This window comes from Mucilaginibacter sp. SG538B (assembly GCF_013376065.1).
In the GTDB taxonomy this organism is placed as follows: Bacteria; Bacteroidota; Bacteroidia; order Sphingobacteriales; family Sphingobacteriaceae; genus Mucilaginibacter; species Mucilaginibacter rubeus.
The window spans coordinates 571168-591552 of record NZ_JABMJI010000001.1 but is presented as its reverse complement, the minus strand read 5'-3'; the positions used below and the strand labels follow the sequence as shown (position 1 = coordinate 591552).

Sequence of the window (20385 nt, the reverse complement as noted above, 5' to 3'; positions counted from 1 at the left end):
ATTAACGCAAAATGATGTCAGGATCTGCAGCGGTCCAATGGCCCTGCCAAAACCCAAACAGAAGAAGTACGATAGTATAGGTCAGCTTTTACATAAGTTAATAGTGGGCCGGACCTAAATTATTTTAGATTTCTTTAACGCTCTCATTTGCTTTTTTAACGCATTGATCTGTTGCTGCTGATCTTTTATTTGTTGCTGATGTTCGATCAGATACAAAGTCAATTCCTCTACCTTTTTCATCAACAACTTGTTCATTTCACTCACATCAAGTCCGTTCTTGGCCATCTCTTGCTCCGAAGGAATTTCGGGTAAATGTTGATTTTGGTCGATATAAGTTTTAACTTCTGATAAGGAAGGGAGTTGGTAAGAGGGCTTGAAAACATAGTCTGGCCAGGCAGAGTTAAGTTTTACTGTGACTGAAGTCGCAATAAAGCTACCGTTCACTGCAAGTTTATAGCCTTTGGTGTCTGACGTACCAATACCTACATTACCCGCATCTCTTTGTAAAGACAAAATCCCTCCAGTCGTAGCTCCTCCGCCAATAAACGTTTGTAATAATCCGTAACCCGCTGCCCCTCCAGCTGTTCCCGATATACGAAGGTTGGAGTGACTATCGTCTCCCGTAACTATTCCGTAGATATCAGTATTCGTGTATACATGAAATGGAGCAATCGGAGTTACGGTACCAATCCCAACATTACCTACAGAGCTTGGCCCGTTTGCAACTGCATTAATAACAAGTGTTGGAAGCGATGGATTTCCTATACCAAACTTACCCGCTCCCATACCCCATCCTCCGTGGCTTAAATACACAGAGGTCCCGTTATAAATAGTTTGGATACCGGTCTCCGACGTGTTGTTCAAAGTAAGTGGATAGCTTGGGGTTGTTGTTCCGATTCCTACTTTTCCGCCATTATAATAGATGTTTGCTCCATTCGCGGTCCATTGGGCAAAAAGACAGTTCGATATAAAAACGAACAGTGTTGTGATTAAGGTTAGCCTTTTCATGAGTTTAGTTAGAATTATTGTATTGTCCCTGGTAATTGATAATCAGTGTTAAGCGTCAGACCAAAGCTTTGACTTGCCTGGTGGGGCAAAAATTGTTTCTCGTGGTGTTTAAAGCGTGCAGTTGTAGCTTCTTTATGAGATCAGCAACCGTTATAACTGATCGTGAATTGATGAAAGCTATTTTTGTAAATGCTGTTGCGCAACTGTACCAGATGCTCTTTTTTAAGGAAAGTAGATCCTTGATTAATGGCCGCTATTGAACAAAAATCAGGATTGCAAAGGAAGATTAATGCAGATTTCATGTGACAAGTAAGGTTATTTCAAAATTCCATACAATGATATATAATCATATTTAACAATCAAAGGTATTATCGAAAATTTATGCTGTTTCCAGGCTCGCGCGTTTATTTATACAGCAAAGGCAGGATGGCTGGTGGTTCAGGGTGAAGCACCGGACACGTTTGCAAATTTTTACCCGTCGCTATGCTTTTGATAAACGGTTTTTCCGGGGTGGGCCATCGTAGAATAAATTTAATATCCAGCCACCTCTTCTTTAAATAGCCAAACCAGGAAAGGTCTCTGTGTTGAAAGACATAATCAACAGGCTAAAACAAATTAGAAATGATGTTCGACCAAGGATCGCCGATGGCTTATTTCACCATTGGGTCGACTACTACACATATATCCAGCAGCAACCTAAGTTACGGCGGCTTGGCTTGCAGCACCAGTTTTACTGTGCAGGTTCCCAACAAAAGTGCAACCTTCAACTGGACATCTCATGTTGACCAGAGCATGCCCACGGCTGATTTTTCTCAAATCCACACTTATTTGCAATATCAGGGTTAAAAAATCCGGGTTTACGAGGCAAATGTTGATTTCGGTCGATATAACTCTTAATTTTGTTAACGATGGGAGCCGATGTTCTTTTTTTAATACGTAATCATTCAGGTCGATTACTAAAGACTTAGCATGAACGCTACCGTTGACGGACAGCTTCAGATCGGGTGTTAGGGTGGATAAACCAAAGCATATTGACCCCTGTCGACCGATTTTAATCTGACCACATTCTATTATTGTAATCAAACACTTAGGAATGCAAACGAAATTGGTGAAGCAGGGTCAACCAAAATGGTTTTTCCAACCTACTTTACGATAACTTCAAAAAGCACGTCCAGTAATATCATCCTGCTATCAGAGATGCCCTCATTCCTTGTTGGCGCCCGAAGCGAACAGGAACGGATCCCACCCGTCCCGTTTGCTTGCTGTAACTGGTTCAGCAATTTCAGCAGTGAAAAATAATCGCCGGAAAAGGTCAGTTTTTGAAGGATATATTTTTCCGTATGATAGTTTTTATCCTGTAAGGGTGCGCTTACAAATTTGACGTTATTTTTTTCTGCCAGGAAGGCGATGGCATTGATCGCGCTGCTCCTGTACGTCAGCGTATCTGCACGGTACAGACTGATGATCCTGTCCAGATTAGCATTTTTCCGGTCCGTATACCCGGGTTGCTCAGTCGCATTGTTTTGTTGTGCGAGTTGCTCCCGCAGTTGTTTATTCAGGCTTTTGGCATGGAGCATATGCTTGAAGGCCAGGCCATAGCCTGCAGCAGCCAGCAAGACTGTCCCCAAGACCAGCAGATAAACTTTTTTAAAAGGCCAGTATCTCAGCATATCAATAGGTTAGCGTTATCGTGAATATACCTGTATTGAGTTCATTGTTGAAGTTGTAGCTTTCCAGTTCCACGTTTTTTGTCCATTTCTTTGATTTCAGCCGGGCTGCCCATTCATTGACCGGTATGATCTGCGCCGACTCCCCGCGGATTAATATCTTCCGTTCCCGGAATTTTATTCCACCAAATCCATGGTCAGCAGCGGCATCGACCGGATTGATGCTGATCTCTTTCAACGTAATCTCGGGTGGCATCATTGCCGCCGCCTGATCAATCAAACTGCTTTTATTAATCCCGCCGTCCCAGCCAAGCTCTTTCAACAACGATTCTTTCTGCCTGATTTCGTCATTCAAGGCTTGTTGATCCGTACTTGTCCTGGCCGAATTGCTTACTTCGGCTGCAAGCCTGGTATTTTCAGCATTCAGCCCTGAAAGCCACACAAAATTGCCCAGCAGCAAAACAAAGAAAACCAGCAGGATGGCCATACCGTTTACCTTAAATTTTCTGTCATTGATTAGTCTGTCAAATGCCGATGCCAGAACGGGTACATCTGCCTTAACTGCGTCAAGTTTACCCGACAGCAGCAACTGAAAAGCTGCCGCATATGGCAGCAACAGTTGTTGGTCTAATACTTCGCTTTCTACTTTAATGGTATAAGGTGCCTGGAATTCTTCATGAAAGCTGACCTTTTCCCAGTTTTTGTCTGCCGATCTTGCAATTTTTATACCTGCAAACAAGATTTCTTCATCATAGATATTCAATTGCGGCAGGATATGTACTATTGGAAATGGCCCAAGGCTCAGCATAAGCGGGGAAAGCCCCTGCTCCGAAATAGCTTCCAACCATTTGTCGGCCTCTGTTTTGCGGATCACGGACACAAAAGAATACTCGCCGGAAGGAAAATGCTGTACGTAAAAATCATCTATGGATGCGTTAGGCAATACGGAGGAGAAGTTCGAAGGGGTAATGTCCTCTATCCTCTCCAGTTGTTTATACAGCACCCCCCTGCCCGAGATATTAACACTGAGAGGTATACCCGCCTTAACTTGTTTTTTTATTACCGGCAAGCTTACCCCGATAAGTTTGTTTTCAAAGGAAAGATTTTTACCATCGAGTGATAGCTGGCAGCAATTAACTGTGGCGCTGCCATCTTTGCTAATAACAATACCCAGTCCTGCTGCCTCCTTAATTCCGTAAAAGCGATCCAACACTGCCATATACCTATCTGATAATGGTCGATTTAATAAACAATACGCTTACTACTTTTGATTTGGTTTTAGTCCTGCTGCTGAAGATCCATTTTAATACCGGGATCCTCGACAGAATAGGAATACCTGAGCCGCTTTCATCACTCTCCGTCCTCTCAATGCCGCCCAGTACAATGGTGTCTTCACTATGTACCCGCAAGCTGGTCTCGAACTTGCTGATCGACTGGGGCGGAGGTGAGCCGTCTGTTGGAATAGAGGTGAAGTCAGAAATATTGACGCTGATGCCAAGCGTAACCTCATCATTGCCCGACACGAGCGGTTTGATCCCAATCGACAGGTCGGCATTCACCGCCTCGTACACGTTGGAAAAAATGGATTGCGTCGCCGTCGTTGTGATCACATTCTGGGTTGTATTTTTATAATATCTTTTACTGCCGATGCTCATTTTAGCGGTATGCCCGTTCAGGGCGACCAGCTTGGGTACTGAACGAACATCGACATTATTGCTTTCCTCCAGCGCTTTGAGGCTGATATAAAAATTGGGGGTCACCCGGCCCAGGTTGATAGAGCTGTTTTTACTCAGGCTGCTCAGGAAGCCGTTGATCGATTTGGCCCCAAACGTATAGTCCAGGCCGGAAAGTACTGTTCCCCCTGTTTTTACACTATCGGAAACACCCGCAGAGATCCCGGTGGATATGGTATTGGATTTATGAATATCGATCAATGTCACCTCCACCAACACGCTTGGCACCAAAACATCCAACTGCTTGACAAAAGCTTCTACCTCGTTGATTTGAGCGTCCGACCCCGATACGAGCAGGATGTTCTGTTCACGAAATTCTTTGATCTCCAGGCCCCGTTTCCAGTCAGACGGGATCATCATCATCACCGTATCGATCGCGCGGTTCTGCAGGTGGATCGCCCGGTAAGACCTTAAACCCTCCTGTTTGCGGTCACCGATAATATAGATCCCTCCTTCGGCATGGAAAGTGTACTCCGTACTTTTAAACAGGAGGTTGAGGAAAGTATCATAACTTACGTCCGTTACATGCAGCGTAATATTTCCTTTGATCTCCGAGTAGATCGAATAGCTTTTGCCCGTTTCCTGCGAGGCTTGTTTAACCATGTCGTTAATTGGCGCGTTGACCGCATCAGCGGAGATCAGCTTTTGCCCGTTTACTATCCTCACGTACAAACCTGTCGCGCCCCCAGTAACAGCGCCAGCCGGCCGGAAATTTTTACGGACCGACGTATTTCTATCGCCATTGACATAGAGTTCCTCGTTCTCCCCGAGCGGTTGAAAAAGGTAAAAGCCATCTGCAGTCTTGACCATTTTTAATTCATTAGTGTAGGCCAGCTTTTCCAATGCTCCTTCAAACGGAGCGCCGGCAATAAAGGCCGTAACCAGCTTACCCTGTAATGAGCCCGGCACGATCACGTTTTTGCCGGAGACCTGGCTGATCTTTTTGGCTACCGCGGGCAGACTGTCATTCTGTAATTCAAGCGATAAGGTGTTATCAGTCTTGTTATACTTCGCGTTGATATCCTTTACCGGCGGCTTTACAAAACGATTGGGGTCCTGAAAGGGGGTCACGTAAATAATCGTTCCCACTACCGAGATATCCAGGTTATACTTTTGCGCCAGCAACATGAGAATATTGGCTGCTGTCGCATTGTTAAATGTATCGTAAACGATTACTGTCAGCGCCGGGTCAACGCTGATATTCAATTCATTGGCACGTGCCAATGAATTCAGGTATTCCCGGATCGAAACCCCGCTAACCCTCAGTTGTACACGCTGGCTCAGGCCAGGCACCTTGCCTGCCAGGTCATCCAGTTTCTGATGGATCCCTTGGATGCGTTCCGTTTCCTGAGCCATAGTTGGGCTCAGGCACCCGGCAGCAATGATAAAAAATAAAAAAAGTAAAAATCTTTTCCCCATATCTCCTTAATAATTAAATAACAGCGGGTAAATCTCATCAATTGAAGTATGTCCCTCGCTGAATACCTGAAATGCATTTTCTGCCAGTGTATGGATGCCGCGGTCCGTCAGTAGCCGGTGGATATTAGCGTTTCCTCTCTTAATCTCTTCGGCCAGCTCAAGATCAATCGGGATTACTTCATAAATCGCTTTCCTTCCTTTATAGCCTGTATAGTAACACTGTTCACAGCCATGCGGCTTGTAATGATGTGCTACATCACGTGAAGGCCGGTATTGGCGCGGATACATCGAGTTGTCAAAATCATGCAGCGTTTTGCAATGCGGGCACAATAGCCTGATCAAACGTTGCGCTGCCGTGGTGCTTAATGTGTTCGCCACCAAAAAAGGCGGGATCCCCATATCGATCAGGCGCGACACCGTTCCCCAGGCTGAATTGGTATGGATAGTTGACAATACCAGGTGACCGGTCAGTGCCGCCCTGATCGCCATATTGGCGGTTTCCGGGTCCCTGATCTCGCCGACCATGATCACATCCGGGTCCTGCCGCAGGAACGTGCGCAACGCAGCCGCGAAACCCAGCCCAATTGATTCTTTCAACTGTACCTGGTTGATCCCCTCCAGCGTATATTCCACCGGATCCTCAATGGTCAGGATATTCCGGGTCTCTTTATTCAATAACTTTAACGTCGCATACAATGTGGTTGTCTTCCCTGAACCGGTAGGTCCGCTGATCAGCAGGATACCATTGGGGCGCTTTACACCCTGCAGGTAATTTTCCAGGTCAAAACCCGAAAACCCAAGGCTGTTCAGATCGATATCTGTCGCATCATTGTTTAACAATCTCAACACCACCTTTTCACCATATAAAGTTGGCAATACGGAAACACGGATATCAAACTGGCTATCCCCGCTTTTAAAGTTGATCCTGCCGTCTTGTGGCAGCCGTTTTTCGGCAATGTCCAGATTGGCGTAGATCTTGATTTTGTTGATCAGTGCCGGGTAATCGTCATTTTTAAGCAGGTAACGCTCTACCATCATGCCATCAATCCGGATCCTAACCCGGCATTTATGCTCATACCGTTCAATATGGATATCGCTGCTCTTCAGATTTTTCGCTTCTGCAATCAGGTTTTCGAGAAAATCATCGGCATGGTTGCTCAATTGCAGTTGGGTGGTACCCTCTACAGCGTTATCCCGCAGGTAATACTTGGAAAGCAGCCTGGCGATCATACCGGCCTCAATCGGCTCCAGCAACACCTCTTTACCCAACAGCACCTCCAGTTCGGCAGCGAGGCTATCACCTTCCGCTCCTGCTTCACAATACAATTCCATTCGGAGGTCGGTACCGTTTTTTGGAAGAACACGGTAATGCCAGGCCTGCTCCTTGCTCAGCAAATGGATATTTTCGGTTAATAATAAAATCTCTTCCCCGCTTCTCATAATAAAAGCATATGACGCAACCAGTTATCAGCTGTCACATCGAAGTGAAAACACCACCAGTCGGCCATCAAAAATAGAATCAATAAAACAGATTGAAACCCTGCAAGGGGGATGTGGCCCGCGTCTTTTGCTAAAATGAGCCGCCACAACAACCAGCAAAACAATACCACAATCAAACTTGCCACATAAAAAAACACGAAGTTTAATACTGACAAATAAAAAGCGGCAGCTAAAAAGAACAGAATATCCCCCCAGCCCAAAAGCTGCTGAGTAATATCGATGATCCGCCCATCTTTGAGCGAAAAGTATATGGTCAGCACAGCAAGTTGCAAACCGACAAAAAGTAGATTGAAAGTAACCGGTTCCCAGTAATCTTCCAGTCTACGAAACCTGAACCAGTGCATACCGGCAAAAGCAACCGCTAACAAAGGGAACCAAAACCAATATACCGACCGGCTCTTAAAATCCTGCACTGCCAAAGCGCCAAGCACCGTCAGGATGATCAATTTTAAAACCAGCGACACCTCAATCCGGGGTTACTTCTTTCAGGTTCTTGTCCTGGTCAATTTCCCAAACATTAAAAGTACCGTTACCGTTAAAATCAACGACTGCCGTAGCTTTGGCTGTAAAGCCGGTGTTAGAGGCGTTGGTGATCTCGACCCGGTAATTAGCTTTGGCATCCTTTCCCTCCGTACTCAGTTTTTCCTGGATAAAACCCAGTTCGGTAAGATCTTTGGAATATTTGGAGTGCTCGTAGAAATAATTTTTTTCTAATACCTGTAAATGATTGAGCTGTAATTTGGCCTCAGTACTTTTGGCCTTCGTAATTAAAGGAAGCAGGTTGGGCAATACCAGTAAAACCAATATCCCGATGATTACCAAAACGACGAGGATCTCGGTAAGCGTGTACGCGGCAAGGCGCTTTTGTGATTTTAATTTAGGTAACTTCATTATCAAATTTCAGCACTAAGCTAACAAATATTTATTTTGATGCAAATGTTCTCATTTAATAATATTTGATTTTCAGCTGGTTAAAGTTTATTTATTGCGTGTTAAAATGAAGAATATTATTCATCACGAACAAGTTACCCCCGTATAAGCATCTATCGTTTCCCATTGCACAGAAAAGCCTGCTAACCTTGGGTTCAAAATCATTGTATGCCTTTTCACGAATTATTTTTAATTTAGTCGAAATGAAACTTAGACCAGCACAGATCCAGTTTACCTTGTTTGCCCTGTTGATATGTTCCCTGTCAGCCTGCAAGGATTTTATCGAACCGAACATCAGCAGGCGGCCGGTAACGCTCAAGGCGCCTTCCGATAAATACGAGAGCACGAACTATAATATTAATTTTTGGTGGGATGAAGTGGAAGATGCGCTCTCCTATCGCCTGCAGGTTGTGACACCAGGCTTTGACACCATTGGCGGCCTGGTTGCAGATACGTTGGTTAAAGGTAACCGCTTTACGTTAACGCTTGATCCAGGCGAATATCAATGGCGGGTAAGGGCAGAAAACGGCAGCTCGCAAACGGAATTCAGCACGCCCAACCACCTTACCGTCATTCCTTCTTCGCTTACGGCTCAAACGGTGATCCTTGGTTCTCCTGCCAACAATACCGTCACTAATCAAAGCAGCGTAACTTTTAAATGGGCTTCATTGTTCAGTGCTGTGAACTACCACATCCAGGCGGATACCAATAATTTCGCTGATGCCAGCCACATTCTTATTGACCTGACCATCCCGGGCCAGCAGTATACTTATAAATTTCCGAAAGACCAGACTTATCAATGGCGGGTGCGGGCAGAGAACACGACAGAACAATCAAAATGGTCTGTTGTCAATAATATCAGCTTCGATTCCACCGCCCCTGCCGGCGTGACGCTTTCCTCACCGCAAAACAATGCGGTAGTCAGCAAACCGGTTAGTCTGCAATGGACGAAATCGGCCACGGCATCCAATTATAAACTATATGTATACAAGGCAAACTCGACTACCTTGTACAGCACGGCGTTTCCTGCTTTACTGAATACCAACGCTTACAGCTTTACCCTGGGCTCGTCCGGGGAAAGGATCTACTGGCAGGTTACCGCGCTCGATGCAGCCGGCAATGAAAGTACTCCCTCCGCGCTGCAAAGTTTTGTACTGCAATAACAGGCATTATGAAGAATAAAAAATTCACATACCTGCTTGGCGCCGCCGTACTGATCGTCTGGGGGCTGATCCTGTACCGTGTATTCGGCGCAATGGGCGATAATGAACCCGATGAGCCGGCGATGTCCGGCCCGGTAAAAAAAGAAGCCTATAATGACTATGCCATTCCCCCGGACACCACGCACTTACTGCTGAACTACCGGGATCCATTCGGCATGGTAGCAGCTAAAGATACCATTAGCCATAAGCATAGTTCTTCAAGGCCGTCGCAGGCAGGACTACATCCGGCTGTAGCCGCTATGAACTGGGATTTTATCCGGTATGTGGGCTATGTCAGGAACCCTGATTCCAAAAAACTGGTGGCCATGGTGCACCTCAACGGAGCCGAGTTGATGATGAGCGAAGGCGAATCGAGCGGCAGCCTGAAACTTATCAAAAACCTGCGGGATTCGATCAGGATCAACTACCAGGGCAAAACAAAATTCATTCCCCTTAAGCCAGCAACGCCATGAAGAAATTATTACTTTTCATTTTCATTCTGTTATCCCGTGGCGTTATGGCCCAAATGCCGGATTACGGGCTTTACAATATTCATATCAGCGATTCAGCGAAAATCATCCGTACCCAGGTAAAACCGGTTTCAGGTACAGTTTTTACGCGGCCCGGGCTTTTATATTACTGGTTTGGCAGTAACACCATCCATGAACAGCAAGGCGGCTTCAGCGGTAAACTGCTCAACGGCATTTACGAAGAATCCGACAGGAACCATCATTTGATCATGCAGGGAGGATTTAAAGCCGGCCTTAAAGATGGCGTTTGGAAAACCTGGAATGAAGGCGGCAGGCTTGGCAGTATTATCACCTGGGATGAAGGCGTAAAAACAGGCAAATTCGCTTACTATGATGCAGGCGGTAACGAAACACAATCCGGTAGCTATGATCATGATTTACTGGACGGCAAGATCACGTACCATACCGGCACCGACTCAGTTAAAACCATCCGGTATAAAAACGGGAAAATAGTACCGGCGAAAAACGGTAGTTTCCTGAAACGGATCAATATTTTCAAAAAGAAAGCAGCCGGAACTCCGCAACCCAAAACACCCTGACATGCTCAAAGCCTCCGCGCTGTATATGGTTATTGTGATCACTTTGATGATTGGCGTGATCTGTTCCGCGCTTATCGTAGCGGCATACCTGTATAAATCCCAGTATCAGGCAAAGTTCCGAATCGACCAGTTACGGAACAACCTGAACTCCGGTATCACTATTTTAATTGGTAGTAAGGATAGTATTTACAAGGACGGGCATACGTTCGGCCTTTTCAACGACGACGCGGATTCGGTAACCTTAAAAAAAACGGATTGGGGGATTTTTGACGTGTGCGCTGCAAGCGCATTTATTAAGAGGGATACGCTTTACAAGGTTTTTTCATTAGCAAACCAAATCGATTCAGCCAAATGGGGAGTGTTATACCTTATAGATGAGGATCGTCCCGTTTCCGTCAGCGGGAATACGGTTATTCGGGGGAACGCTTTTATTCCCAAGTCAGGTATAAGAACAGCTTATGTAGATAATCAGGCTTATACCGGAGATCAACATATTGTTAACGGCAAAACCTTCGACAGCGAAAGAAAGCTGCCGCCGCTTTCAATGGCCAGGCTGGGGCAACTGCAAAAGCAATTGTCGGTTTCTCCGGCCATGAACAATCTTCCTGTGGGTGTAGACAGCATTGCCCGGTCTTTTCTGGAACCAACAGTCAGTTACAGCTTTGGCAAAACGGCAAAGACCATAAGCCATGTTAACCTCAAAGGCAACATTATTTTATATTCAGATACCACCCTGGTCATTGACAGCACTGCCCGTCTGAACAATGTATTGGTGTTTGCCAGGGGCATAGTCGTCAAGAGTGGTTTTCGGGGCAACTGCCAGCTCTTTGCCACAGATTCCATCAGTGTAGAACGCGATTGCAAATTCAGCTACCCGTCCTGTCTCGGCGTACTTCGCTTTACTACAGGTAACACGGTTGGGCTCCCGGCCAAATTAACTATCGGGGACCGGACTGATTGTGAAGGTTTGATTTTTAGTTACCAGAAAGACGATAAACAACTGCCGCCGGTTATTTCACTGGGCAACAAGGCCAGGGTACTGGGCCAGATTTATTCCATGGGGATCTTAAACCTGCGGGCCGGAACAACAATAAATGGCAGCGTATTCACCAAACGTTTTTTATATCAGAGCGAGTTCACCCGGTACGAAAATTACCTGATCAATGTCAGCCTGGACTCCCGGGCGCTTTCCCCCTATTACCTGAGCAGTGATCTTACGCCCGTTGCCGGGAGACCAAAAAAAATCTTACAATGGCTGGAAGCAAACTGAGGAACAGGCATAGCGTCAGGGGCTCTACCATACTGGAAGTGATCATCTCGATGATCATCATCATTGTGGTGTTCGGTATCGCTATGATGATCTTTACCAATGTAAGCCGCTTATCACTTTCTGCCAAAAAGCTGAAAGCGCAGGCCATATTACAGCACACGTTGCTTCAGGCCGAACAGGCAAAAGATCATACCGATCAAACGATCACCGTCGACGATATGACTATCAAACAGGAAATAACACCATTTGAAAACGAGCCCGGGCTATCGGTCATTACACTGACTGCTTTTGATCCTAATCATGAGCAGGTAGCCAGGCTAAAAAAAGTGATCATGAACAATGAGGAATAAAAACAGGCTCCCGGCTTTCACGATCATGGAACTTACTGTCGCCATGCTCATCTCCGCCATTGCGATCGGCCTGATGTACAGTGCTTACGCCATCATCAGCCATTCATACCTCTCTTTTGTTGACCGTAATAATACCACCGGCATGCTCGCCTTGCTTGACCAACGCCTGAACCGGGATATCGACAAGGCTGAAATGATATACAGGGATAGCAATACGGTGACCATGAGCAGCCATATAGATACCGTTATTTACCGTTTCCAGGCCGACCGGGTGATCCGCCAAAAGCTGCTTACGGATACGTTTAAAGTAAGCACTGAAAGTTTCATCACCTCATTTGAGTCTGTTCCTGTTGACGGCAATCCGGCCGACGGGGAGGCGAAGAAAATTGATGACCTGCAAATCGTACTATTGACAGAAGGCCAGAAAATTCCGTATCATTACCATAAAACATATAGTTCCGTTAACCTATTTCAGCCTATAAACTGATGCCATCCATTGACCTGAGCCGGTATGAACCAAAAAAATCGCCAAAAGCACCTAAGCAGGGCAGCGAAAGCAGCCTGTCGGCTTTGCTCAATAAAGACATCAGTTTCGGCACTAAGGAACTGAGTGATAAAAAGAAAGAAGCCTTATACCTGGAACTCAGCTCCTTATTGCTGGCGGGTATCAACCTCAAAAGCAGCTTTGAGCTCATCACTGCCGACCAGGAAAAAGGAAAGGATAAGCAGTTGTTCAGCACCATACAGGAAGCTGTTTTGAAGGGGATGCCCTTTTCACAGGCGCTGGAGCAAACCGGCAAATTCTCGCTTTACGAAGTATACAGCCTGCAAATTGGTGAAGAGACCGGCAAACTCACCGAAGTGCTCGGTGATCTGGCGAAATTCTATCAGAACAAGATCAAACAGCGCCGGAAAATCGTTTCGGCACTCACCTACCCATGTGTGGTATTAAGCACGTCCTTAGGTGCGGTGTTCTTTATGCTGAAATTCGTGGTACCGATGTTCGGTGATGTATTTAAACGTTTTGGCGGTCAGCTGCCCTGGATCACAGAAAAGATCATCAATATCTCGCAGGCCATGGAAAATAACTTTTATGGTTTTGTGATGGTGATAGCGATCATCGCAGGCTTAATCTGGTACAGCCGAAAGACCGAACGTTACCGGCAGTTTATCTCTGCTTTGGTATTGCACCTCCCGCTGGCTGGCAACATTGTCCAAAAGATCTACCTGGCCCGTTTTTGCAATTCCATGCGCCTGCTGATCAACGCCCGATTGCCCCTGTTGAGGGCCATTGCATTGAGCCGGCAAATGATCGGTTACTATCCCATCGAGTCATCCCTGCAAAAAGTGGAAGACGACATCATGAAAGGAAAATCCCTGCACCAAAGCTTGCAGCAGTTTAAGATTTATCCGGCCAAAATGATCCAACTTCTAAAAGTTGGGGAAGAAACTAATCAATTGGATTATTTTTTTGCCAAAATCTCGGAGCAGTACATCGATGAAGTGGAATATAAAACTTCCACGATCAGCAGCATGATGGAACCGCTGATCATCATTTTTTTAGGCTTGATCGTAGGTGTGATCCTCATAGCCATGTACCTGCCTATGTTCCAGATGAGTAATAGTTTTCAATAGATTATCCAATATCCGGTCGATCACTTATCTAACAATAGAGAAATCCCGGATGCTGATTTCCCCGTGATTTCCCTCTGTTACTGCGCGCACTCCACTGGCGCGCGCAATAGCGAAGGGACGAATTAGACTAAATCACCCTCAGATTGGCATACAATTAATACCAATAAATGCAACTAATCTGAACTTCATACTTCAATAAAAATCAATTTTCCTTCAAGGCAAGTCCATAGTGATCTTTTAAAGAATCTATTAGATTGGATAAACCACAACATATTGACCCCTATCGGCCGATTCGATTTTGACCACTTTCTATTATTGTAATCAAGTAGTTAGAAATGCAAACAAAATTGGCGAAGAGGGATCAACCAAATTGTTTTTTCCAGATAGTTGTATATACAGCTATACCGAACCCTTAAAGCACAAAGCCCGGCGCATAGCCAGACTTTGTTGTTCTTGTTTGTAACCATTTTAACCCACCCGAGGGAGGATTTAAATAGAGAGAATAAATGAAATTAAAGATTACAAATAATATCATCATAATTACTATCCATGTTCCTGCTAGGTTTCTTTTTGGCGGCCAATTATCGAATTCCTTAACATAGTTTTTCCAGCGGTCGTCTTTTTCGAAAATAAACCACTTCATTACAAGTAAAACAATAAAAGGAGCTAAACCAACGAAACTAAAAAAAGCAATATGCGGATGAATATTAAGAAAATAGCCACAATAAAGCGCAATTGCAAACACCAGCCAGACTTCTATAGCGAACATACAAATCAGTGCTTTCATTTTGGTTGGGAATGGCCCGGTGGCACCAAATGACTTATCAATTTTAAGCCACATTTTATATAGAATGTAAAAAAAATAACCGTATAGTTTGCTTATGCTCATTTGAAGTTTTTTGGTTAGTAATTTATTTTACGGCATACCCATTAATACCTGTGGTGGTGCAGCGTTAGGCTGATTCATCTGATTATAGAGCGGCGCCGAATCATGCATAGCTGCTGTGAAACCTCCTGGATAATAAGCGTCTATTACGAAATATGGAATTGTGAAAAAACCAACTGGAGTAAGTGCTATTCCTCCCATAACTGTATTAGTAGCATAGTGCGAGCCCGATATGTTGCCATTGACAAACTCGTATGTGTCTGCTACAAACCCAATACCAACACCCACTCGCCCCACAGTTTCAGCTACTTTAGAAAGTCGTGCGGTTTTGATAATAGCTCGACTGCCACCAGTCCATCCGCTTGAATACCATTTTAAACTAACCGAACCACCCTTAAGATAACCAACAGAGGCTCCTGTAAGTCCCAATATAGTGGTAGTCCCTACGGTAGAGTTCACTTTATTCAACGCATCGTAGTAAGGAGTTTCCTCCCCCTGATTAGCAAGGTTATCAAAACTATGAAAATCTTTATGCTCAACCATGACATATTCAACACTGCTGTTGTAAGATTTGTCTACAGGAGTGGCATTTTGCCGCATTTCCATTGTTTGGGTGTAAAAAGTTACACCATAGTTATTTACAGTTGTTCGACCACCACTTCCGATCAAACCATTGAGTTGGCCCATACTTAATCCCGAAGGATCATTATAATCATCCCCAGCTGTATAAATATTAGTTAAAGTAGCTCCAGGAATACCCATATAGTTTGAAATCGTTCCGCTACTGCCGCCGCCGCCAAATGCATAATTGGGGATTCCACTGAAATTTGTACCGAACTCACTTGCCATGTCGCCTGCTGCTAAATCAGGTGCATTTGTTCCGATAGTACCACCTGATGCTGGCACCGGTATTGTTTCGGGCAACCTCGCTTGGTCCCCCAGCGGGTCATTAAACAGAACCGGGTTATTTCCACCATACTGATACACCGTCATGCTCTCCGCCGATTCAGGATTAGGATCAACCCCAACCCACCTGCCGATCGCTGCGTCATAGTTCAGGTAATAGGTTTGGTAATAATCCGGCATATTGCCATAATCGTTCTGCCACTTGCTGCCTCCGTTATATAAATTTTTGTTTTGGTTAACCGGAGTACTAACTGTGCTGCCCGGCATGATCATCCCAAATGCATAGTAACTGTTTTTTGGCAGATTTTGGTGGTACCGCCCGTGCCAGTATTGTCAAAGCAGAGCCGAACATTGCTCTCCTAGTCATAAAAATATATTCAGGTTCAAGAGCATGAACGGAACGCGCGACACGCGCACAACAGCTTGAGAATAATTGAATGTTGTAAAATTATATTTTACTAATTACTAACATAAACTTGGTTGATATCCTCCCTTTAATAGCTGGATTCCCGCCTTTGTAAGTATCAACAATTCGCATTTCAAAACCCTTTCTTTTGTTTTTCCAAATTAAATGACCTGCCTCTCGTTGCAGGTCCGAACCCATACCTTCTATCTTTTGAATTAACGGAGCTTTGTATTTATTTGAATTATACCCAATCAAATATCTGAAACATCTATCATTAGATAAATGAAAAGTTATCTCATAGATACCATCTTTTTTCTTCTCTGATTGGCTAAATGTATATACAAGCATGCGAAATGGATTAGTCTCTGCATCGGAAATAATATGATCAAAAGTCAGTGAGCAATTTTCGTGCTTCGCATACTGATCAATATTCTCTTTATTTTTATTTAGCAACTCTTGCGACTCGCTTTTAACAGCAAATAAAAAACTGTAAATCAGGGTAAATAGAATTGTTTTTTTCATTTTCAATTGTCTGGATTTTCAATAAGTTTATTATTTCTACTATATTTTTAAGTTATTCATACATATGAGAGCTCTTTATTCGACCTGATTGAAAAATATTGTAAATCTATTTAAAGCCATATAACCCGTAAGAGTATCCTATTCCTATGGATAAACCAACATCTGGTCCCCAAGTTCTACTAAATCCCCTCCAGGATGGGGTTGATGTAGGATCCGGATTAGCTGTTGATTGCCAATATGTTAAACCTTCCGTTATCTCGGTAGAAGTAAAATCAGATCCCCAACCTAAAAAATCGTTAGGATTTGGGCTGCCTTTACCAAGATAATACCCGTTGAAAGTACTCAAAGAAACTCCATCTTCCGATCCTAGCCGACCACTTAAGGTAGCTGTTGCATAAAAGCCTACTTTATCACCATTAGTAATTACAAATGCTGAAAGAGATACACCAGCACCATATCCGTCAACGACATTTCCATTTATAGCAAATCCTACCATATCGCTACCAAAACGACGGTTGGATTTAACATCATTAACAACACGATTCATTAAGAACTGGCCTATATCTCCCCATGATACAGTTTTTTTATATGAACCAATTACTGGAACGTAAGGCAATGACATCGTTTCATTCATATTATTATTTGACTTATCATAATCAGGGTTTTCAATAATTTTAGAATAGTCCACCGAATAAGTTATTCCTTTATTTGAGACAATAATTTGGGGACTCAGTAAAATCTCTTGCACCTCGGAAAGCGAAAGGACATTATCCAATGCTCCTGCCTGATAAAGTAAATATCCTCCATTAAGACCTGTTCCAGTTCCACCACTACCTCCTAAAAGCGGCATCCCTCCAAAGCCAGTACCAAACCAAGATGCCAAATCTCCTGCAGCTAAATCAGGTGCATCGCTCCCGATAGTACCACCGGAAGGCGGCGAGGGTATCGTTTCCGGTAGCCTTGCTTTATTACCCAGTGGGTCATTGTATAAAATAGGGTTATTCAACCCGTACTGATATATCGTCATGCTCTCCGCTGATTGAGAATCAGGATCTACTCCAACCCACCGGCCAATCGCCGCATCATAGTTCCGGTAATAGGTCTGGTAATAATCCGGCATATTGCCATAATCGTTTTGCCATTCGCTGCCGCCGTTGTACAAATTTCTGTTTTGGTTACCCGGAGTACTAACTGTGCTGCCAGGCATGATCATCCCAAATGCATAGTAACTATTCTCCTGCCGTACCTTGGCCGTGCCGCCAGTGCCCGTATTGTCAAAAGTAACCCGCACATTGCCCTGCTGATCGGCAATGGTGAATTCCCGGCTCAATGTACCCGCACTGTTCAATACCCTTCCTTCCGGCATCGCGAAATATTGTAATGCCCCGTTCAAATATACAAAACCATCAATATAATCTGTCGTGTTTTGCAGGGTGAGTACCCCGCCCACATTATCATACTGCCTTTTGCGGATCAGGTTGCCGTCAGCATTGTAAGTATAATCGATATACTTGTTTACAGACGAACTGAACGAGATCTTGTCCGTACGGTTCAGCACATTATAGGTTAAAGAGCCGATCCCCTTATACGGATCAGAGGTCAGGTTGCCGTTACCGTCGTAGGTATAATTCCCCGTACCTCCAATAAATCCATTGGTATTACCACTGGCATCCACTACGGTTTTAAGCTGGTTCGGGTTGGCCGTATCATACGTATAGGTCAGGTTGTCGATGGCGCTGTGCCCCCCGGTGCCCTGCGTGGTAGCGTTGCGGAACAAAGTCAGGATATTGCCGTTCTGATCGTAACTGATCCGGTTTTCATCCCAGCCATGCGTTACCGTAAAAGCACCCGTTCCCGCCGTGGTGCGCTCCGCGTAGATAGCTGCTGTATCCCTGCCCATCGCATCGTAATAATACCGGAATGCCCGCTCATACCTGCTGTTCCCGCTGCCATCCTTGCTCATCCATTTTACCGCCGATACCTTGCCGTTGTAATACGCTGTGTTGCCCAGGTTCGCATCCGTCTTATCATACAGGATCTGCAACCCGAACAGGTCGTTGGTATCGCCGTTGGTCTGCCCCGCGTCATTGCTCAGCTTGCTGTTGTTGATGCTCAGCAGTTGTCCCCTCACGTTATACCGCATGTCTACATTTTGCAGGTACGTGCCGGCACTTACAAAGCCCAAGCTTTTTTTCACCACCTGCCCCAGCTCATTATACGTGTAGGCGGCAACAACAGTTGCTGCGGCGCCGTTATAGCCCTGGCTTACCGTTTTTACCCTGTTCATATGGTCATAGGTAAAACTGGTCTGTACGGTAACGGTCGTACTTGCCCCGGTTTGCTTGCTTACCTGGTTCACCTGCGGTATGCCGGTAAAATCAGGCACCGTGGTGCTCTTATCCGTCAGGCTAAACATACCGGAGTAATAAAGCTGGTTATTGCTTTGGGTCTGCACAGGGTTACCGCGTTTATCATAAAAAGTCACTTTAGTAAGCCAGGTGCTGCTGATGCCGCTGCCTACCGTTGTTTTACAAACTGCCGTAGGCATGTCTTTGACAGCGGCTGTAGTAGCAGCCGGACTGGCCTCGCTCGGCAGGCTCTGCGGAACATAACTGAAATTGGCCGAACCGTTTAAATCCGTATCATAGTCGTCAAAATAGGCATAGGCCAGCGGCGTTAATGTACCGGTGCTGCTGGTCGGGAAAATGGTGCTGGTATAATAGCCGTTATTAGTCAGGGTTGAAGTACGCGTCTCATACCAGGCCGTATTATAACTGGATGCCAAACCGCTTACATAAGTTTGCATCGCAGTGCGGCTGGTACGGGTAGCATCGGTATAGATCCCCTGGCTAACGGGCCTGCCTTTGACATCGTATTTAATGTAGTTCCACTTATTGACTATCCTCATGTTGGAATCCTGCATCAGTACCGGCCTGTTCAGCGGGTCGTACACAATAAACAGCCTGCCTTGCGCCGGAACCGTTTTTTCTACCGGGCGGCCCAGGTTATCGTACACATAATGATAGATCAGCTTATTAACGCCCGCTGTAGTTAAGTTCAGCGTGCCGCCCATCAGGCTGACTGCCTTTGGCGGTACGATATAACTGATCATCCCGGCCAGGTTATAAATATAATAGGTATCGAGGTTCGTGGCGCCTAACTTCTGCCGTTTCAGTACCACATGCCCGGTCTTGTCCGTAAAGGTTAAAACTTCCGCATTGTTCTCGTCAATGCCATCGGTTACCGAAAGAGCATTCGCGGCGTAATAGTTGGACGCAGTAAAAGTGCCGTCCGGGTTCCATACGGGGAGATTGCCATCCTGCGTAGTGTTATTATAGCGGTAGCTTACGGTTTTATAATGCTGACCGGAAAGCGGCTGGAAACCAACACCTACCGTGCCCGATTTCAGCATGCGCTGCAAGGGACTGTTCTCGAATACCTGCTGGGTGAACGCGTTGGTATCCGTGGCGATCAGGTACTGATTGGTTTGATTATAAAATGCTTTCTGCGCGGTAGTGAGCGCGTTACTGCGGAACACGCCGACGGTGTCCGCGGCTTGTCCCGCATAAGGCAGGTACGCCTTCATCTGTCTGCCCAGGTTGTCATAAGCTACCGGCTGGATCATGTCGTTCTGCAGCGGGCTGGCATCAACGCCGACGGTTTGCAGTACACGCCCCATACCGTCGGTATAGGTACGGGTGGTTTGTTTCTGGATATTGCTGAGCGCGTTGATCGCATCATCTGTGGTGATCCCCGGTACCCGGATGATCTCCTGCTGTACAAAGCCGTGCTTGTCCTGGGCATTTGCTGCCTGCCCGAATGCAACGAGCAGGAGCAGCGCTATAATGAGGTGATATATGTTTCGGTTCATGAGAGTTTAGG

At 45.3% G+C, this 20385-nt stretch carries 19 protein-coding genes; 8 read left to right on the top strand and 11 right to left on the bottom strand.

Features of this window, described 5'->3' with window-relative positions; genetic code table 11:
- Window positions 1–114 precede the first annotated feature (114 nt).
- A complete protein-coding gene (locus FHW88_RS02410) occupies window positions 115–1008 on the bottom strand; it encodes a hypothetical protein (RefSeq protein ID WP_176622868.1) in 894 nt (297 codons plus the stop codon).
- A gap of 621 nt (window positions 1009–1629) precedes the next feature.
- Here FHW88_RS02410 and FHW88_RS02405 point away from each other — a divergent pair.
- Entirely contained in the window at window positions 1630–1854 is a 225-nt protein-coding gene (locus FHW88_RS02405) for a hypothetical protein (protein WP_176622866.1), read from the top strand.
- Window positions 1855–2150: 296 nt separating this feature from the next.
- On the opposite strand, the gene FHW88_RS02400 is transcribed toward FHW88_RS02405, so the two are convergent.
- From FHW88_RS02400 to FHW88_RS02375, 6 genes are all read right to left on the bottom strand, one after another.
- Window positions 2151–2678 (bottom strand): hypothetical protein, encoded by a 528-nt coding sequence (locus FHW88_RS02400; RefSeq protein WP_176622864.1) that lies wholly within the window; start codon window positions 2676–2678, stop codon window positions 2151–2153.
- Window position 2679: 1 nt separating this feature from the next.
- A complete protein-coding gene (locus tag FHW88_RS02395) occupies window positions 2680–3894 on the bottom strand; it encodes a hypothetical protein (RefSeq protein ID WP_176622862.1) in 1215 nt (404 codons plus the stop codon).
- Window positions 3895–3898: 4 nt separating this feature from the next.
- A complete protein-coding gene (locus tag FHW88_RS02390) occupies window positions 3899–5764 on the bottom strand; it encodes a type II secretion system protein GspD (protein ID WP_218117117.1) in 1866 nt (621 codons plus the stop codon).
- Window positions 5765–5833: 69 nt separating this feature from the next.
- A complete protein-coding gene (locus FHW88_RS02385; RefSeq protein ID WP_176622860.1) occupies window positions 5834–7267 on the bottom strand; it encodes a GspE/PulE family protein in 1434 nt (477 codons plus the stop codon).
- The gene (locus tag FHW88_RS02380; RefSeq protein WP_176622857.1) at window positions 7264–7791 is read right to left on the bottom strand and encodes a hypothetical protein; all 528 of its coding nucleotides are present in this window, start codon (window positions 7789–7791) and stop codon (window positions 7264–7266) included. The genes FHW88_RS02385 and FHW88_RS02380 overlap by 4 nt, the downstream gene beginning before the upstream one ends.
- A gap of 1 nt (window position 7792) precedes the next feature.
- Window positions 7793–8218 carry a type IV pilin protein gene (locus FHW88_RS02375; protein WP_176622855.1) on the bottom strand — a complete coding sequence of 142 codons (426 nt, stop codon included), beginning with the start codon at window positions 8216–8218 and terminating at the stop codon, window positions 7793–7795.
- A 242-nt stretch (window positions 8219–8460) separates the two neighbouring features.
- Here FHW88_RS02375 and FHW88_RS02370 point away from each other — a divergent pair, with 242 nt between their 5' ends.
- From FHW88_RS02370 to FHW88_RS02340, 7 genes are read left to right on the top strand one after another with little or no spacing between them, the layout of a single operon-like run.
- On the top strand, window positions 8461–9420 hold the full coding sequence (locus FHW88_RS02370) for a hypothetical protein (protein ID WP_176622853.1): 960 nt from the start codon (window positions 8461–8463) through the stop codon (window positions 9418–9420).
- 8 nt (window positions 9421–9428) lie between these two features.
- Complete coding sequence (locus tag FHW88_RS02365; protein WP_176622851.1) at window positions 9429–9932, top strand: hypothetical protein; 504 nt, start codon at window positions 9429–9431, stop codon at window positions 9930–9932.
- Window positions 9929–10528, top strand: a complete 600-nt coding sequence (locus tag FHW88_RS02360; RefSeq protein ID WP_176622849.1) for a toxin-antitoxin system YwqK family antitoxin — start codon at window positions 9929–9931, stop codon at window positions 10526–10528. Before FHW88_RS02365 ends, FHW88_RS02360 begins: the two co-directional genes overlap by 4 nt.
- Before the next feature lies 1 nt (window position 10529).
- On the top strand, window positions 10530–11798 hold the full coding sequence (locus tag FHW88_RS02355; RefSeq protein ID WP_176622848.1) for a hypothetical protein: 1269 nt from the start codon (window positions 10530–10532) through the stop codon (window positions 11796–11798).
- Window positions 11780–12148, top strand: coding sequence for a hypothetical protein (locus FHW88_RS02350; protein ID WP_176622846.1), 369 nt, complete (start codon window positions 11780–11782; stop codon window positions 12146–12148). The genes FHW88_RS02355 and FHW88_RS02350 overlap by 19 nt, the downstream gene beginning before the upstream one ends.
- Window positions 12149–12173: 25 nt before the next feature.
- Window positions 12174–12635, top strand: coding sequence for a hypothetical protein (locus tag FHW88_RS02345; RefSeq protein ID WP_176622844.1), 462 nt, complete (start codon window positions 12174–12176; stop codon window positions 12633–12635).
- Window positions 12635–13783: a type II secretion system F family protein gene (locus FHW88_RS02340; RefSeq protein ID WP_176622842.1), complete on the top strand. Its 1149-nt coding sequence runs from the start codon at window positions 12635–12637 to the stop codon at window positions 13781–13783. Before FHW88_RS02345 ends, FHW88_RS02340 begins: the two co-directional genes overlap by 1 nt.
- 412 nt (window positions 13784–14195) lie before the next feature.
- Here FHW88_RS02340 and FHW88_RS02335 read toward each other — a convergent pair whose 3' ends face one another.
- From FHW88_RS02335 to FHW88_RS02320, 4 genes are all read right to left on the bottom strand, one after another.
- On the bottom strand, window positions 14196–14672 hold the full coding sequence (locus FHW88_RS02335) for a hypothetical protein (RefSeq protein WP_176622840.1): 477 nt from the start codon (window positions 14670–14672) through the stop codon (window positions 14196–14198).
- 27 nt (window positions 14673–14699) lie between these two features.
- On the bottom strand, window positions 14700–15842 hold the full coding sequence (locus FHW88_RS02330) for a hypothetical protein (protein ID WP_176622838.1): 1143 nt from the start codon (window positions 15840–15842) through the stop codon (window positions 14700–14702).
- A gap of 181 nt (window positions 15843–16023) precedes the next feature.
- Window positions 16024–16503 carry a hypothetical protein gene (locus FHW88_RS02325; protein ID WP_176622836.1) on the bottom strand — a complete coding sequence of 160 codons (480 nt, stop codon included), beginning with the start codon at window positions 16501–16503 and terminating at the stop codon, window positions 16024–16026.
- 106 nt (window positions 16504–16609) lie between these two features.
- Complete coding sequence (locus tag FHW88_RS02320) at window positions 16610–20374, bottom strand: DUF6443 domain-containing protein (protein ID WP_176622834.1); 3765 nt, start codon at window positions 20372–20374, stop codon at window positions 16610–16612.
- Window positions 20375–20385 lie beyond the last annotated feature (11 nt).